The organism is Kitasatospora sp. Root107 (genome assembly GCF_001424875.1).
GTDB lineage: Bacteria > Actinomycetota > Actinomycetes > Streptomycetales > Streptomycetaceae > Kitasatospora.
Map to the genome: position 1 here is coordinate 126,044 of NZ_LMCT01000017.1, position 16,510 is coordinate 142,553.

Below are 16,510 nucleotides of genomic sequence, written 5' to 3' on the forward strand. Positions count from 1 at the left end.
GCGGGTGGTGCGGAAGCTGGTCATGAGCCGACCCCGTTCCGGTAGGGGGCCGGGCCTGCGGCGCGTTCGGCCAGTCGCCAGAGGGCGGGGACGGAGTCGCCGGCCCGCGCGGGCAGGACGGTCCAGCCGGCCTCCCGGAGGGCGCGGACCTGGTCGGCGGCGTCCTCGTCGGGCGCGTCCGGCAGGATGTGCCGGAGCCCGGCCCAGGTGGCGGTGTCCAGCAGGATGGCGACGGCGCCGCCCGCGCGGCGGCGGAGCCGGCCGAGCCGGGCCACCTGGTCGTCGTCCAGCGAGCCGAGGATCGCCACGATGACGCCCTCGCCGCCGAGCCGGAGCACCTCCTCGGCGCGGGCCAGCCCGCCGCCGTCGGACTGCTCGACCACGGCCAGCGAGTCCAGCAGCAGCCCGGCGGCCTCGCCGACCGAGGCGATCACGCCGCTCTCCGGGCCCGGCACGGCCAGGCCGGTGTCGGTGAGCAGCCTGGTCCGGTAGCCGCGCTCCATCAGGTGCACGCCGACCGAGGCCGCGCAGCTGACGGCCCATTCGAAGGAGGAGGCGGGGCCGCTGCCCCGGTGCCCGATCTCCCGGGTGTCCAGCAGGACGGTCGCGCGGGCCTTGAGCGGCTGCTCCTCCCGACGGACCATCAGCTCGCCGTACCTGGCGGTGGACTTCCAGTGCACCCGGCGCAGGTCGTCGCCGTGCCGGTACTCGCGCGGGATCACGTCGTCGTCCCCGGCCAGCGCCAGGGTGCGGGTGTTGGAGTCGCCGTGCCCGGACGACTCGCCGGTCAGCCGGACCGCGGGCAGGCTCTGCACCTGCGGCACCACGGTCAGCACGTCGGAGGCGGCGAAGGACCTGGTCAGCTCGCACATCCCGAACGGGTCGGCGACCCGGAGCTGGAGCGGCCCGAGCGGGTAGCGCCCGCGCAGGTCGGAGCGGACCCGGTAGGAGACCTCACGGAAGCCGCGCGGTTCGACCCGGTCCAGCACGAAGCGCGGGCGCGGCCCGAGCACGTACGGGACCTTGTCCTCCAGCAGCAGCAGGCCGGTGGGCACCCGGGAGACGTTGTCGAGCCGCAGGTGCACCCGGGCCTCCTGCCCGGCCGCCACCCGGTACGGGCTGAGCCGGCGGCCGCCCGCGACCCGGTAGCGGGTGCGGACCAGCAGCAGGGCGGCGGCCAGCGGGAGGGCGGCGAGCAGCACGCCGATCTGGAGCAGGGCGTCCTGCCCGAAGACGTAGGCGCAGAGCACGGCGGTGAAGCCGGCGGCCAGGAAGGAGCGGCCCCGGGTGGTCAGCCCGCGCAGGCCGGTGCGCAGCCCGGACGGACTGTCGGCCCGGGGCACCTCAGACCCGCCCCTGCGGACGCGGGATCGGCAGCCGGGCCACCAGGTCGGTGACGATCTGCTCGGTGCTGCGGCGGCTCAACTGGGTCTCGGCGGTGGGGATCAGACGGTGTGCCAGCACCGGGACGGCGAGCGCCTGGATGTCGTCGGGGAGCACGTACTCGCGGCCGTCCAGGGCGGCGGCGGCGCGGGCGGCCCGGATCAGGTGCAGGGTGGCGCGCGGCGAGGCGCCGAGGCGCAGCTCCTGGTGGTGACGGGTGGCGCCGACCAGCTCGACCGCGTAGCGGCGGACGGTGTCGGCGACGTGCACGGTGCGGACCACGTCGACCAGCTTGAGGATGTCGTGGGCGTGCGCGACCGGCGTGATGTCGTCCAGCGGGTTGGCCCCGCCGTGCACGTCCAGCATCGCGAGCTCGGCCTCGGCGCTCGGGTAGCCGATCGAGATCCGGGCCATGAAGCGGTCGCGCTGGGCTTCGGGCAGCGGGTAGGTGCCCTCCATCTCGACCGGGTTCTGGGTGGCGATCACCATGAACGGCGAGGGCAGCTCGTAGCTGGTGCCGTCGATGGTGACCTGGCGCTCCTCCATCGACTCCAGCAGCGCGGACTGGGTCTTCGGCGAGGCCCGGTTGATCTCGTCGCCGACCACGATCTGGGCGAAGATCGCGCCCGGCCGGAACTCGAAGTCCCGGCGGTTCTGGTCGAAGACGTTGGTGCCGGTCACGTCGGACGGCAGCAGGTCGGGGGTGAACTGGATCCGGCGCACCGTGCAGTCCACCGACTTGGCGAGCGCCTTGGCCAGCATGGTCTTGCCGACGCCGGGCACGTCCTCCAGCAGCAGGTGGCCCTCGGCCAGCAGCACGGTCAGCGCGATCCGGACGGCCTCGGGCTTGCCCTCGATGACACTCTCCACCGAGGCCCGGACTCGCTCGGCCACCGCACCGAGCTCATGCAGGCTCGAACTGCCCGCGCCGGTCTGTCCGTTGTAGGTCGTCACGCGATTGCTCCCATGCCCCGAAAATCACCTGGCCGCCACACTGCCGGGTCGGCCCGCAGGCGCATTCTTCCCTGTCAGGCGGCCTGTCGTCACCCGCTCGGGCGACACGCGCCACACTGTCCCGGTTCGTCCGGGGACGCCGGGGGCGGCGCTGTGGTTCCCGGACAGCAGAACGGGCCCGGACGGCGCTGGCCGGGCCCTGCGGACGGAACGAGCGGTCAGTGGATCTCGCGGAGCAGACCGGTGTGCACGTCGAAGACGAATCCGCGCACGTCGTCGCGGTGCGGGATGAAGGGGGAGGTGCGGACCCGCTGCATCGACTGCCGGACGTCGCCGTCCAGGTCCACGAAGGACTCCACCGCCCAGGTCGGCCGCTGGCCGACCTCCTGCTCCAGCTCCCGGCGGAAGTCCTCGGTCAGCCCGAGCAGACCGCAGCCGGTGTGGTGGATCAGTGCGATCGAGCGGGTGCCCAGGGCGCGCTGGCTGATGGTCAGCGAGCGGATGGTGTCGTCGGTGACCACCCCGCCGGCGTTCCGGATCAGGTGGGCGTCACCGAGCTCGAGGCCGAGCGCGGCGAAGAGGTCGAGCCGGGCGTCCATACAGGCCACCACGGTGACGTTCCGGACCGGCCGGGCATCCATCCCGCCGTCGCGGAAGTTCACGGCGTAGGCGCGGTTGGCCTCGACGAAACGGTCGATGATGGCGGGTTCGGCAGCGGCGGTCGGCGTGGGCCGGTCGGGGGTCACTGTCATGCGGAAGACGGTAATGGGATTTCGGCCGCCGTGGTGGGGTGGAGGCCGGTGGGTGTGGCCGGTGTGACGGAGCGCATATCCGCCGACCGGCCTCCCCGTCTGCTTCGCCCCACTCTGTCCCGGCGCACGCCGAGCCTCGTGCGCGGTACCGCCGAGTGGGGGACCGGCCCGCCCGAACCGTCCCGACCTGCGGTGATTCATGACTCCAGCCGGGTGGTGCGCCGTCGCGGACGATTGACTGGGCAGGCCCGGGCGGTAGAGTTCGGCGCAGTGGAGCACGGGCCGCAAGGTCCGTCAACTCCCCTGCCTGGCACGGCCGTACGCAGCCCGTGGCCTCCTCCCGCTCCGTGCCACCTGGCGCACCTTCCCCGGTGCCGGGCGGTCACTCCTTCCCCGGGCGAGCGGGCGGGGACCACGGGCTGTGTCCTTTTGGCAGGTGCTCCAGTTCTACGGTCAGGGGCTCGGGGAACTGCGACGCCGGCCTCGGACAAGGTGATCCGTGCGCGGGCGGTCAGGCACTTTCGCGGTGAACCCGAGCGCCAGACCTCCTCGCAGTTCCCCGAGCCCCTGGACCGTAGATGCCTGAGCACCTGCCAAAATGGTCGTCATGAGCACCGACAGCCCCGCCCCCAAGCACGTCCCGGTGATGCTCCAGCGCTGCGTCGACGCGCTGGCTCCGGCGATCACCGCCCCCGGTTCGGTGGTGGTGGACGCCACCCTCGGGCTCGGCGGGCACAGCGAGGCGCTGCTCACCCAGTTCCCCGAGATCCGGCTGGTCGCGGTGGACCGCGACCCGGCCGCGTTGAAGCTCTCCGGTGAGCGGCTGGCCCGGTTCGGCGACCGGGCCACCCTGGTGCACGCGGTCTACGACGAGATCCCGCAGGTGCTGGCCGACCTCGGCATCCCGAAGGCGCAGGGCATCCTGTTCGACCTCGGGGTCTCCTCGATGCAGCTGGACGAGGCCGACCGGGGCTTCGCGTACGCCCAGGACGCGCCGCTGGACATGCGGATGGACCAGACCCGGGGCCTGAGTGCGGCCGAGGTGCTGAACACCTACACGCACGGCCAGCTGGCCCGGATCCTCAAGGTCTACGGCGAGGAGCGGTTCGCCGGGAAGATCGCCTCGGTGATCCTGCGCGAGCGCGAGAAGGAACCGTTCACCAACAGCGCGCGTCTGGTCGATCTGGTACGCAACGCCATCCCGGCCGCCACCCGGCGCACCGGCGGCAACCCGGCCAAGCGGACCTTCCAGGCGCTGCGGATCGAGGTCAACGGCGAGCTGGAGGTGCTGGACCGGGCCATCCCCGGCGCGCTGGACTCGCTCGCACTGGGCGGCCGGATCGTGGTGATGTCCTACCAGTCGCTGGAGGACCGCCTGGTGAAGCAGTATTTCGCCGCGGCGGCCACCAACACCGCACCGCACGGCCTGCCGATCATCCCCGAGGAGCACCAGCCCTGGCTGAAGCTGCTCACCAGGGGTGCCGAGCTGGCCACCGAGCAGGAGATCGAGGAGAACCGGCGCGCCGCGCCCGTACGGCTGCGGGTGGCGGAGAGGATCAGGGAGACCCGCGGTTAGTCGGACCGGGGGGCGGGGACGGGCGAGGGAGAGACGCGGTGCCGGTGGCCGGTGGTGGCCTGACGGGTCGAACACAGCGGGAGCGCGGTGCGCTCCCCGGCCAGGGCGGCAGGACGAGGATCACGGTACGGCCGGGCCGGGGGTCCTCCCGGGGCCGGACGCCGTTCGCGGTCCTGGTGGTGGCGCTGCTCTCGGGCGGGCTCTTCGGGCTGCTGATGCTGAACACCGCGCTGAACGAGGGCTCCTTCGAGCTCAGCCGGCTGGAGCGGCAGTCCACCGAGCTGACCGACCTGCAGCAGACCCTGCAGGCCCAGATCGACCAGCAGTCCGGGCCGGACGCGCTGGAGCGCAGGCTCCGCGAGCTGGGCATGGTGCCCGGCGGCGACCCGGCGTTCCTGGAGGCCGCCGACGGCTCGGTCAAGGGCAAGCCCGCCGAGGCCAAGGACAGCCCGCCGGTCAAGCGCTCGGGTGAGGAGCTCTGGCCGCAGCCAGGACCGAGCGCCCAGTCCGCACCGCCCCCCGCACCGCCCGCCGCGCCGAGCGGTGACCCGGGGGTCCAGATCGACCCGGCTCCGCCTGCCGCTCCGTCAACTCCCGCCCCGCCCGCCGGAGGTACGCCGCGATGAGTACGCCCCGTCAGCCCCCGCGCGGCGGCCCAGGACCGCGCCGGCCCGCCCGCCCGCAGCCGGGCCGGATCCAGGGCCGGCCCCGCCCGGCCGAGCGGCCGCGCGCCCCGCGCCAGCGCACCGGCGAGCCGGCCCGCCGCCCCGCCCAGCGCCGCCCTCGCCCCGGCCCGCCGCCGGTGCGCACCATCAAGCTCGGTGACCAGCGCCGCCGGCTGCGGCTGGTCACCGTCGCGCTGGCGCTGGTGTTCTCGGTCTTCGCGGGCCGCCTGATCCAGCTTCAGCTGCTCGACTCCGACGCGCTGGCCGCCTCCGCCGGGGCCAACAACTACGTGGAGGCCACCCTCTCCGCCGACCGGGGCTCGATAACGTCCTCCGACGGCGTCGCGCTGGCCACCACGGTGGACGCGTACGACATCACCGCCGACCCCTCGCTGTACCCGGCCGAGAAGTCCAACGTGCCGGACGCGCCCGAGCAGGCCGCCGCGCTGCTGGCCCCGATCCTGGACCGGACCAAGGAACAGCTCACCGCCGCACTGCGCACCCCGAAGACCAAGTGGGTGATGCTGGCGCCCCGGCAGAGCCCGGAGACCAAGAAGCAGATCACCGACCTGAAGGCGACGCTGGCCAAGCAGGCCGACACCGCCGCCTGCCGGGCCCAGCGCAAGCTGGTCGGCAAGCCCGCCGACCAGGGCGGCCGCCAGTACGTGGACAACGTCTGCGCCAACCCGCTGGCCGGGGTGATCAACCAGGAGAGCAAGCGCCGGGTCTACCCGGCGGGCGGCCTGGCGGCCAACCTGCTCGGCTACGTGAACGTGGACGGGATCGGCACCGGCGGCCTGGAGAAGCAGTTCCAGGACGAGCTCGCGGGCAAGGCGGGCAAGAGCACGTACGCCCAGGTGAACGGCCGGATGGTGCCGACCGCGGGCGGCAGCCAGCAGTCCCCGGTGGAGGGCACCGACCTGCGGCTGACCGTCAACCGGGACATCCAGTGGGCGGCCCAGCGGGCGATCACCGACCAGGTGGCCAACGCCGGGGCGGAGAAGGGCTATGTGGTCGTCCAGGATGTGAAGACCGGTCAGATCCTGGCGATGGCCGCCTCCCCGGGCTTCAACCCGAACGACCTGAGCTCGGCCAAGCCCGAGCAGCTCGGCAACGCCGCGGTCGGCGACGCCTTCGAGCCCGGCTCGACCGCGAAGCTGATGACCATGGCGGCGGTGCTGGACACCGGTACGGCCGCCTGGGACACCCACGTCACGGTGCCCAACACGCTGCAGCGTTCGGACCGGGTCTTCCACGACGACATCGACCACCCGACCTGGTACCTGACCCTGGCCGGGGTGTTGGCCAAGTCCTCCAACATCGGCACCATCCTGGCGGCCGAGCAGCTCGGCAAGAGCCAGCCGGAGGCCAACAAGGTGCTGGCCGACTACCTCGGCCGGTTCGGCATCGGGAAGCCGACCGGTCTCGGCTTCCCCGGCGAGACCAAGGGCATCCTGGCGAAGCCGGAGGACTGGAACGGCTCGCAGCAGTTCACCATCCCGTTCGGCCAGGGCCTGTCGGTGAACGCGCTGCAGGCCGCCTCGGTGTTCTCCACCATCGCCAACGGGGGAGTGCGGGTGACGCCCAGTCTGCTGGCGGGCACCACCGGGCCCGACGGCCGGTACCTGCCGGCCGGGCCCGGCCAGGAGACCCGGGTGGTCAAGCCGGAGACCGCGAAGACCCTCACCGAGATGCTGGAGTCGGTGGTCTCGGACGAGCAGGGCACCGGCGCCAAGGCCAAGATCGAGGGCTACCGGGTGGCCGGGAAGACCGGCACGGCCAACCGGGTGGACCCGAAGACCGGCAAGTACAACGGCTACACCGCCTCCTTCATCGGCTTCGCGCCGGCCGAGCAGCCCCGGGTCACCGTCTCCTGTGTGATCCAGGACCCGAAGAACGGCCACTTCGGCGGCCAGCTCTGCGGTCCGGTGTTCAAGCAGGTGATGGAGTTCACCCTGAAGACCCTGCGCGTCGCCCCCAGCGGCAGCGAGGCGCCCAACCTCCCCGTCGACTGGAAGCCCTGATGAACAGCCAGACCCCGTCCCAGCCCGTGCCCGGTGCCAGCTCGCGTGGTGATTCGGGGGAGATTCCGGACGGGTCCGGTGCAGATGCCGGGTCGGGGGCCGCGTTTGGCTCATCGGGGGGTGTGGCGGATAGCCTTCCGGCCGTGCCGAAATCCGATCAAATCTCCGCGAGCCCGCCCCGGCCCACCGGCGTGCGCCCCACCCCGCTGGCCGAGGTGGCCCGTCTGCTCGGCCTGCCGCCGGTCGAGGGGGCGCCGGTCAGCGGCGTCACCCACGACTCCAGGGCGGTCCGGCCGGGCGACGTGTACGTCGCGTTCCCGGGGGCCAACCACCACGGCGCCAAGTTCGCCGCCCAGGCGGTGCGGCAGGGCGCGGTGGCGGTGCTGACCGACCCGGAGGGCGCCGCGCAGGCCGCCGACTGCGGCGCCCCGCTGCTGGTGGTGCCGAGCCCGCGGGCCCGGATGGGCGAGCTGGCCGCCGAGGTCTACGGCCGTCCCAGTGCGGGCCTGCGGATGATCGGTCTGACCGGCACCAACGGGAAGACCACCACCGCGTACCTGGTCGAGGGCGGCCTCAAGGGCGCGGGCCTGACCCCCGGGGTGATCGGCACCGTGGAGATGCGGGTCGGCACCGACCGGATCAAGAGCGAGCGGACCACCCCCGAGTCCACCGACCTGCACGCGATCCTCGCGGTGATGCGCGAGCGCGGCGCCGGGGCCGTGGTGATGGAGGTCTCCAGCCACGCGCTCAGCTACGGCCGGGTGGACGGCGTGCTCTACGACGTCGCGCTGTTCAACAACCTGACGCCGGAGCACCTGGACTTCCACCCGGACATGGAGGACTACTTCCGGGCCAAGGCCAGGCTGTTCCAGCCCGACAAGGCCAGGCTCGGCGTGGTCAACCTGGACGACGCGTACGGCCGCCGGCTGGCCGCCGAGGCACCGATCCCGATGACCGGCTTCTCCGCCAAGGGCGACCCGGCCGCGCAGTGGCGGGCACTGGACGTCCAGCTCGGCCCGCTCGGCTCGACCTTCACCGTGGTCGGACCTGACGGGCAGTCGGCCGAGGCGAGCGTGCCGCTGCCGGGACCGTTCAACGTGGCCAACGCGCTCGGCGCGCTGACCGCCCTGGCCACCGCCGGGGTGCCGCTGGAGGAGGCGGTGGCCGGGGTGGCCGCCGTCCCCGGTGTGCCGGGCCGGCTGGAGCGGGTGGACGCCGGGCAGCCGTACGTGGCCGTGGTGGACTACGCGCACAAGCCGGACGCCCTGCAGGCCGTGCTGGAGTCGCTGCGCGAGGTCACCAAGGGCCGGCTGCACGTGGTGGTCGGCTGTGGCGGCGACCGCGACCCGTACAAGCGCGGACCGATGGGCGCGATCGCCGCCCGGCTGGCCGACACCGCCGTGCTGACCAGTGACAACCCGCGCTCCGAGGACGCCCTGGCGATCCTCGCCACCATGCTGAACGGCGCCACCGAGGTGCCGGAGGCCGAGCGCGGCGAGGTGCTGGTGGTGCCGGACCGGGCCGAGGCGATCGCCGACGCCGTGAAGCACGCGCACGCCGGGGACACCGTGCTGGTCGCGGGCAAGGGCCATGAGTTGGGCCAGTACGTCCGGGGTGAGGTCCGCCCCTTCGACGACCGGCAGGTACTGCGCGAGGCCATCGAGCACCGTGCCGGCCGAGGAGTAGTGGAGCAGCCGTGATCGCACTGACCCTTGCCGAGGTGGCCGAGGCCGTCGGCGGCACCCTGCACAACGCCGACCCGGCCGCGCTGGTCACCGGCTCGGTGGAGCACGACTCCCGCAAGCTCACCGAGGGGAGCCTGTTCGTCGCGATCGTCGGCGAGCGGGTGGACGGGCACGACTACGCCGAGCAGGCCGTCGCGGCCGGTTCGGTCGCGGTGCTGGCGACCCGTCAGCTGGACGTGCCCACCGTGCTGGTGGACGACGTGCAGCTGGCGCTGGGCCGGCTGGCCCGGGCCGTGGTCCAGCGGGCCGACGCCGAGGTGGTGGCGCTCACCGGCTCGGCCGGCAAGACCAGCACCAAGGACCTGATCGCCCAACTGCTGGCCCGCCGGGGCGAGACGGTCTTCCCGCCCGGCTCGATGAACAACGAGATCGGCCACCCGATGACCGCGCTGCGGGTCGAGCCGACCACGAAGCACCTGGTGCTGGAGATGGGCGCCCGGCACAAGGGCGACATCGACTACCTGACCGCGATCACCCCGCCCACCGTCGGCGTGGTGCTCAACATCGGCACCGCGCACCTCGGCGAGTTCGGCTCCAAGGCCGGGATCGCCGAGGCCAAGGGCGAGTTGGTGGAGGCGCTGACCAGCGACGGGATCGCGATCCTGAACGCCGACGACCCGCTGGTGCGGGCGATGGCCTCCCGCACCAAGGCCCGGGTGCTGTACTTCGGCGAGAGCCCGAACGCCGACGTGCGGGCCACCGGAGTTCGCCTGGACGACGCCGGACGGCCACAGTTCACTCTCACCACCCCGGCCGGTTCCGCACCGGTACGGCTGCGCCTGTACGGTGAGCACCACGTTTCGAACGCCCTCGCCGCCGCTGCGGTGGCGGTGGCGCTCGGTATGTCCGTCGATGACACCGCCGCCGCGCTCGGCGAGGCGGAAGCGCTGTCCCGCTGGCGCATGGAGGTCGTCGAACGGGCCGACGGTGTCACCGTGGTCAACGACGCCTACAACGCGAACCCGGAGTCCATGCGGGCCGCGCTGCGGGCGCTGGTGTCGATGGGAGGCCGGGGCCCGGAGCGCCGCCGCACCTTCGCGGTGCTCGGTGAGATGCGGGAGCTCGGCGAGGACAGCCTCACCGAGCACGACGCCATCGGGCGGCTCGCGGTCCGACTGGACGTCACCAGGCTGGTGGCGGTCGGTGGACGCGACGCGGCCTGTATGGAACTGGGCGCGAGGAACGAAGGTTCGTGGGGTGAGGAGTCGGTGCTGGTGTCCGACGCGGACGCGGCGGTCGAGCTGCTGCGGGGTCAGCTGCGGCCAGGGGACGTGGTGTTGGTGAAGGCGTCCCGTTCGGTGGGTCTGGAGCGGGTGGCCGAAGCCCTGCTGGCTGATGGAGCCGCGAAGTGAAGCAGATTCTCTTCTCCGGGATGATCGGGCTGGTGCTCACGCTGCTCGGCACCCCGGCGCTGATCCGGCTGTTGGCCAAGCACGGCTACGGCCAGATGATCCGCGACGACGGCCCCAAGGCGCACGCCAGCAAGCGCGGTACGCCCACCATGGGTGGCATCGCCTTCATCCTGGCCACCCTGATCGCCTATGCGGCGACCAAGGTGATAACAGGTGAGAAGCCCACCGCCTCAGGTCTGTTGGTGCTCTTCCTGACCACCGGCCTCGGCCTGGTCGGCTTCCTGGACGACTACATCAAGGTGGTCAAGCAGCGGTCGCTCGGCCTGCGGGCCAAGGCCAAGCTGCTCGGCCAGTCGCTGGTCGGCCTGACCTTCGCGATCCTGTCGCTCCAGTTCAAGGACGAGGCCGGGCGCACCCCGGCCTCCACCAGCCTCTCCTTCGTCCAGGACTTCAGCTGGTCGATCGGCCCGGTGCTGTTCGTGATCTGGGCGTACTTCATGATCGCCGCGATGTCGAACGGCGTGAACCTCACCGACGGCCTGGACGGCCTGGCCACCGGCGCCTCGGTGATGGTCTTCGGCGCCTACGTCTTCATCGGCGTCTGGCAGTACGGCCAGACCTGCGCGGTCCAGGTCACCGCCACCGCCAGCTGCTACGACGTCCGTGATCCGCTGGACCTGGCGGTGGTCGCCTCGGCGCTGATGGGCTCCTGCTTCGGCTTCCTGTGGTGGAACACCTCGCCCGCCAAGATCTTCATGGGCGACACCGGATCGCTCGCGCTCGGCGGCGCCCTGGCCGGCCTGGCGATCTGCTCGCAGACCGAGCTGCTGCTCGCGCTGCTCGGCGGTCTGTTCGTGATCATCACCCTGTCGGTGGTCATCCAGGTCGGCTCGTTCCGGATGACCGGCAAGCGGGTCTTCAAGATGGCGCCACTGCAGCACCACTTCGAGCTCAAGGGCTGGAGCGAAGTGCTGATCGTGGTCCGGTTCTGGATCATCCAGGGCCTGTGCGTCGCGGTCGGCCTCGGCCTGTTCTACGCGGGCTGGGTGACCGGGTGACCTCCGTCGACTTCAAGGATCTTCCGGTCGTCGTCGCCGGTCTCGGCATCTCCGGCATCTCGGCCGCCCGGGTGCTCCGTGACCTCGGCGCGCTGGTCACCGTGGTGGACGGCGGCGACGGCGAGGGCCTGCGGGCCCGGGCCGCCGAACTGGACGGCGTGACCGTCCGGCTCGGCGACGGCGCCACCCTGCCCGAGGGCACCCGACTGATCGTCACCTCGCCCGGCTGGCCGCCGAACAGCGCGCTGTTCCTGGCCGCCGAGCAGGCCGGGGTGCCGGTCTGGGGCGACGTCGAACTCGCCTGGCAGCTGCGCAAGCCGCTGCCGGAGACCGGCGAACCCGCCCCCTGGCTGGCCGTCACCGGCACCAACGGCAAGACCACCACCGTCCAGATGCTGGCCTCGATCCTGACCGCGGCCGGCAAGCGCACCGCCGCCGTCGGCAACGTCGGCGTCTCGGTGCTGGACGCGGTGCTCGCCGAGCAGCCCTACGACGTGCTCGCGGTCGAGCTGTCCAGCTACCAGCTGCACTGGGCGCCCTCGCTGCGCCCGCACTCGGCCGCCGTGCTGAACCTGGCGCCGGACCACCTGGACTGGCACGGCTCGATGGCGGCGTACGCCGCCGACAAGGGCCGGATCTACCAGGGCAACCAGGTGGCCTGCGTGTACAACCTGGCCGACCCGGCCACCGAGGAACTGGTGATCGAGGCCGACGTCGAGGAGGGCTGCCGGGCGATCGGCTTCGGCCTCGGCGCCCCCGGCCTGTCCCAGTTCGGCGTGGTGGACGGCCTGTTGGTGGACCGCGCGTTCGTCCCGGACCGGCAGCAGAACGCCGCCGAGATCGGCGCGGTCGAGGACGTCAACCCGCCCGCCCCGCACAACATCGCCAACGCCCTGGCGGCGGCGGCGCTGGCCCGGGCGTACGGGGTGGACACCAAGGCCGTCCGGGAGGGCCTGCGGGCCTTCCGTCCGGACGCGCACCGGATCTCCGAGGTCGCGGTGGTCGGCGAGGTCACGTACATCGACGACTCCAAGGCCACCAACACCCATGCGGCGGCGGCCTCGTTGGCCGCGTACGAGCCGGTCGTCTGGATCGCCGGCGGCCTGGCCAAGGGCGCGACCTTCGACGAGCTGGTGCAGGGCGCGGCGTCGCGGCTGCGGGCCGCCGTGCTGATCGGCGCCGACCGGGAGCTGATCCGGGAGGCACTGGCGCGACACGCGCCGGATGTTCCGGTGATCGAGGCCGCCCAGGGTGAGACTGGCGCGGTGGCGATGGCCGAGGTGGTCCGCGCGGCCGCCGGACTCGCCCGACCGGGTGACACGGTCCTGCTGGCGCCGGCCTGTGCCTCGATGGACATGTTCGTCAACTACGGCCAGCGCGGCGACTTCTTCGCCGAGGCGGTCCGGGCGCTCTGAGCGGGGCCCAAGGGGTTAGGTACGACTACGGGGGAGCTGTCTGATGGCCGGTCAGGGAACGGCTGGGCCGGAGCGCAGCTCCTCCAAGTTCCAGGTGATCTCGGCGAGTACCGCCACCTTCAAGGCGGCCGACCCGGTCACCCGGCTGCGGGCGTTCCGGGGCCGGGTCCGGTACCTGCTGGACCGTCCGCTGACGCCCTACTACCTGATCCTCGGCTCCGCGCTGCTGCTGTTGGTGCTCGGCCTCGGCATGGTCTTCTCCTCCTCGCAGATCCTGGCCAAGCGCTGGGAACTGCCGATGACCTTCTTCTTCCGCAAGCAGCTGATCGCCGTGCTGCTCGGGCTCGGCCTGATGGTGCTGTTCGCCCGGACCCCGCTCAAGCTGATGCGGGCGACGGTCTACCCGGTGCTGTTCGGTGTGCTGGGCGCGCTGGTGCTGGTCGCCGTGCCGGGGATCGGCAAGAACGTCGGCGGCAACCAGAACTGGCTCGACCTGGGCTTCTTCCAGGTCCAGCCGTCCGAGTTCGCCAAGCTGGCGCTGGTGCTCTGGGCGGCCGACCTGCTGGCCAGGAAGCAGAAGACCAGGACCCTGGACCAGTGGAAGCACCTGCTGGTGCCGCTGGTGCCCGGCACCCTGCTGCTGGTGCTGCTGATCATGGCCGGCGGCGACATGGGCACCACGATGATCCTGATCGCGATGCTGTTCGGCCTGCTCTGGCTGGTCGGCGCCCCGCTCCGGCTGTTCGCCGCGACGCTCGGCATCGCGGTGGTGGCCTGTACGGCGCTGATCATCACGGTGCCGCACCGGCTGGACCGGCTGGCCTGCATCGGCGTCACCAAACCGGACCCGAACGTCAACTGCTTCCAGGCGCTGCACGGCCTCTACGCCTTCGCGGCGGGCGGTCCCTTCGGTTCCGGCTTCGGCGCGGGCGTCGAGAAGTGGGGCCAACTTCCGGAGGCGCACACCGACTTCATCTTCGCCGCACTGGGCGAGGAACTCGGTCTGGTGGGGACGCTGTCGGTGCTCGGTCTCTTCGCGGCACTAGGCTACGCGGGTATCCGTGTGGCCAGCAGTACGAAGGACCCCTTCGTCAGGTACGCCGCGGGAGCTGCCACCACCTGGATCATGGCGCAGGCCATGGTCAACCTGGGGTCGGCACTGGGACTTCTGCCGATCGCGGGCGTCCCGCTCCCGCTGTTCTCCTACGGGGGTTCGGCGATGCTGTCGGCCATGTCCGCCGTCGGGGTGCTGCTGTGCTTCGCACGCAGCTCACCGGGGGCGAAGGCGGCGCTTGCCGCCAGGCCCCTACGCATAAAAAGATGGGCTAACAGCCGGTTCGGATCTGTCCTGACCCGGGTGCTGCCACGACGAACCACAGCGCGCGAGGCTGCGAAGCCGAAGCGCAGGGAGCGGTGAATTTCGGTGCATGTCGTACTCGCAGGCGGCGGAACCGCCGGGCACATCGAGCCGGCCATGGCGCTCGCGGATGCCCTCCGCAGGCACGACCCGTCCATCGGGATCACCGCACTCGGCACCGAGCGGGGTCTGGAGACCCGGCTGGTGCCCGAGCGCGGCTACCAGCTGGAGCTGATCCCGGCGGTGCCGTTGCCCCGTAAGCCCACCCCGGAACTGATCACGGTGCCGGGCCGGCTGCGCGGCACCGTCCGGGCCGCCCAGGAGATCATCGAGCGGGTCAAGGCGGACGCCGTGGTCGGCTTCGGCGGCTATGTCGCGATGCCCGCGTACCTGGCCGCCAAGCGCGCCGGGGTGCCGATCGTGGTGCACGAGGCGAACGCCCGCCCCGGGCTGGCCAACAAGATCGGTGCCCGGTACAGCGACTTCGTCGCGGTCTCCACGCCCGACTCCAAGCTGCGCGACTCCCGGTACATCGGCATCCCGCTGCGCCGGACCATCGCCACCCTGGACCGGAACGCGGTCCGCCCGGAGGCCCGGCACTACTTCGGGCTCGACCAGCGGCTGCCCACCCTGCTGGTCTCCGGCGGCTCGCAGGGCGCCCGGCGGCTCAACGAGGTCGTCCAGGCCATCGCGCCCCGACTCCAGCAGTACGGCGTGCAGATCCTGCACGCGGTCGGGCCGAAGAACGAGCTGCCGGTGATCGACGACATCCCCGGGATGCCGCCGTACCGCGCGGTGCCGTACGTGGACCGGATGGACCTCGCGTACGCCGCCGCCGACCTGATGCTCTGCCGGTCCGGCGCGATGACGGTGGCCGAGCTGGCCGCGGTCGGCCTGCCCGCCGCCTTCGTGCCGCTGCCGATCGGCAACGGCGAGCAGCGGCTGAACGCCCAGCCGATGGTCAAGGCGGGCGGCGGTCTGCTGGTGGACGACGCCGCGCTGACCCCGGACTGGGTGCTGCAGAACGTGCTGCCGGTGCTCACCAACCCGCAGAAGCTCTGGGACATGAGCCGGGCCGCCGCCGAGTTCGGCCGCCGGGACGCCGACGACCTGCTGGTCGGGATGGTGTACGAGGCGATCGAGGCGGCCAGAGGTGGTCGCCGCCGTGGCTGAGACGCCGGTCCTCACTGATCCGGTGGAGGACGAGGAGGAGGCCGAGGAGGAGTACGCTCCCCGGCTCCGGCTCTCCCGCCGCGGGATCGTGGTGCTGAGTGCGCTCGGGGCAGTGTTCCTGGGCGCGCTCGGCTGGCTGGTGTTCTTCTCCTCGGTGCTGGACGTCCGGGTGGTCGCCGTCCAGGGGCTGACCGGCGACAAGTTGACGGCGCACCAGGTGCGCGAGGTGCTGGGCAGCGGGCAGCACGGCCCGCTGGCCCGGGTCGACCTGGCCGAGGCCGAGCGACGGGTGGCCGGGCTGCCGCGGGTGGCCAGGGTCGAGGTCTGGCGCGGCTGGCCGCACACCTTGCGGATCAAGGTGGTGGAGCGGCGCCCGGTGGCCGCGGTGCGGACCGATGACGGGAAGTTCACCCAGGTCGACGCGACCGGCTTCGGCTTCGCCACCGAGGACGCGCCGCCGGCCGGGGTGCCGGTGGTGGAGCTGGCGCTCAGTCAGCAGGCGAACGACGCCCTGGCGGTGTTCGGGAAGCCCGAGCTGGTGCGGGCCGCGGTGACGGTGGCGGCGGGGCTGCCACCGGAGGTGGCCAAGCTGGCCGGAGCCGTTCGGGTACACAGCTACGACGACATCCAACTGCAGCTCGCCGACGGTGTGGTGGTGCGCTGGGGGAGTGCGGAGCGGACCGTGCGCAAGGCCCAGGTGCTGGCCGCGCTGCTGCCCCGGAAGGCCAAGATCTACGACGTGAGTGCGCCCGAGGCCCCCGGTATCGGCGGATGATGGCCCGGCGTGTCGGGAAGATCCGGTAAGTTCTCTTCCCAGGGGCGGTGTTGACGGAGTAGTACCTCCGCCCCGAACCTAGGTGGTCACCCCGGTTTCACCGGGTGATGGATGATCACATAGGCTCAAAAGAAAAACGGGAAGCTCGGCGTGTTCGTTGAACACGGATGAGTTGCCACCTAGTGTCCTGTGTCACCAGGCTGTGTCCCACGGTGATGTGACGCAGGCACAGCCACAACCCTAAAGGTCAAGTTTAGGGTTCGGGTCGGTGGTCGGAATTT

The 16,510-nt window shown here is 72.1% G+C and carries 13 protein-coding genes; 10 read left to right on the forward strand and 3 right to left on the reverse strand.

Annotated features, from left to right (window positions below; genetic code table 11):
* Nucleotides 1-20: 20 nt before the first annotated feature.
* The 3 genes from ASC99_RS17635 to ASC99_RS17645 form a co-directional block, all read right to left on the reverse strand.
* Nucleotides 21-1,343, reverse strand: a complete 1,323-nt coding sequence (locus tag ASC99_RS17635) for a DUF58 domain-containing protein (RefSeq protein ID WP_057233058.1) — start codon at nucleotides 1,341-1,343, stop codon at nucleotides 21-23.
* Between the two features lies 1 nt (nucleotide 1,344).
* Nucleotides 1,345-2,337, reverse strand: coding sequence for a MoxR family ATPase (locus ASC99_RS17640; RefSeq protein ID WP_057233059.1), 993 nt, complete (start codon nucleotides 2,335-2,337; stop codon nucleotides 1,345-1,347).
* A gap of 218 nt (nucleotides 2,338-2,555) precedes the next feature.
* Nucleotides 2,556-3,089, reverse strand: a complete 534-nt coding sequence (locus ASC99_RS17645; RefSeq protein WP_057233060.1) for a carbonic anhydrase — start codon at nucleotides 3,087-3,089, stop codon at nucleotides 2,556-2,558.
* 607 nt (nucleotides 3,090-3,696) lie between these two features.
* Between ASC99_RS17645 and rsmH the strand changes: the two genes are divergently transcribed.
* The 10 genes from rsmH (at nucleotide 3,697) to ASC99_RS17695 (ending at nucleotide 16,229) form a co-directional block, all read left to right on the forward strand.
* On the forward strand, nucleotides 3,697-4,665 hold the full coding sequence (gene rsmH, locus ASC99_RS17650) for a 16S rRNA (cytosine(1402)-N(4))-methyltransferase RsmH (protein WP_057233119.1): 969 nt from the start codon (nucleotides 3,697-3,699) through the stop codon (nucleotides 4,663-4,665).
* Nucleotides 4,666-4,703: 38 nt separating this feature from the next.
* On the forward strand, nucleotides 4,704-5,291 hold the full coding sequence (locus ASC99_RS17655; protein ID WP_057233061.1) for a septum formation initiator family protein: 588 nt from the start codon (nucleotides 4,704-4,706) through the stop codon (nucleotides 5,289-5,291).
* Entirely contained in the window at nucleotides 5,288-7,354 is a 2,067-nt protein-coding gene (locus ASC99_RS17660; RefSeq protein WP_082598406.1) for a penicillin-binding protein 2, read from the forward strand. The genes ASC99_RS17655 and ASC99_RS17660 overlap by 4 nt, the downstream gene beginning before the upstream one ends.
* A gap of 143 nt (nucleotides 7,355-7,497) precedes the next feature.
* Complete coding sequence (locus ASC99_RS17665; protein ID WP_057233062.1) at nucleotides 7,498-9,054, forward strand: UDP-N-acetylmuramoyl-L-alanyl-D-glutamate--2,6-diaminopimelate ligase; 1,557 nt, start codon at nucleotides 7,498-7,500, stop codon at nucleotides 9,052-9,054.
* On the forward strand, nucleotides 9,051-10,451 hold the full coding sequence (murF, locus tag ASC99_RS17670; RefSeq protein WP_057233063.1) for a UDP-N-acetylmuramoyl-tripeptide--D-alanyl-D-alanine ligase: 1,401 nt from the start codon (nucleotides 9,051-9,053) through the stop codon (nucleotides 10,449-10,451). The genes ASC99_RS17665 and murF overlap by 4 nt, the downstream gene beginning before the upstream one ends.
* Entirely contained in the window at nucleotides 10,448-11,509 is a 1,062-nt protein-coding gene (mraY, locus tag ASC99_RS17675; protein ID WP_057233064.1) for a phospho-N-acetylmuramoyl-pentapeptide-transferase, read from the forward strand. Before murF ends, mraY begins: the two co-directional genes overlap by 4 nt.
* Nucleotides 11,506-12,924, forward strand: a complete 1,419-nt coding sequence (gene murD / locus ASC99_RS17680) for a UDP-N-acetylmuramoyl-L-alanine--D-glutamate ligase (RefSeq protein WP_057233065.1) — start codon at nucleotides 11,506-11,508, stop codon at nucleotides 12,922-12,924. Before mraY ends, murD begins: the two co-directional genes overlap by 4 nt.
* A gap of 43 nt (nucleotides 12,925-12,967) precedes the next feature.
* A complete protein-coding gene (gene ftsW, locus ASC99_RS17685) occupies nucleotides 12,968-14,341 on the forward strand; it encodes a putative lipid II flippase FtsW (protein ID WP_057233066.1) in 1,374 nt (457 codons plus the stop codon).
* Between the two features lie 6 nt (nucleotides 14,342-14,347).
* Nucleotides 14,348-15,454 carry an undecaprenyldiphospho-muramoylpentapeptide beta-N-acetylglucosaminyltransferase gene (gene murG, locus ASC99_RS17690; protein ID WP_057233067.1) on the forward strand — a complete coding sequence of 369 codons (1,107 nt, stop codon included), beginning with the start codon at nucleotides 14,348-14,350 and terminating at the stop codon, nucleotides 15,452-15,454.
* Nucleotides 15,447-16,229, forward strand: coding sequence for a cell division protein FtsQ/DivIB (locus ASC99_RS17695; RefSeq protein ID WP_162257890.1), 783 nt, complete (start codon nucleotides 15,447-15,449; stop codon nucleotides 16,227-16,229). The genes murG and ASC99_RS17695 overlap by 8 nt, the downstream gene beginning before the upstream one ends.
* Nucleotides 16,230-16,510: the final 281 nt, after the last annotated feature.

What these genes read in the sequence shown, in the direction of transcription:
- ASC99_RS17645 (WP_057233060.1), bottom strand. Translation starts at nt 3,089, where the DNA reads ATGACAGTGACCCCCGACCGGCCCACGCCGACCGCCGCTGCCGAACCC.
- rsmH (WP_057233119.1), top strand. Translation starts at nt 3,697, where the DNA reads ATGAGCACCGACAGCCCCGCCCCCAAGCACGTCCCGGTGATGCTCCAG.
- ASC99_RS17660 (WP_082598406.1), top strand. Translation starts at nt 5,288, where the DNA reads ATGAGTACGCCCCGTCAGCCCCCGCGCGGCGGCCCAGGACCGCGCCGG.
- ftsW (WP_057233066.1), top strand. Translation starts at nt 12,968, where the DNA reads ATGGCCGGTCAGGGAACGGCTGGGCCGGAGCGCAGCTCCTCCAAGTTC.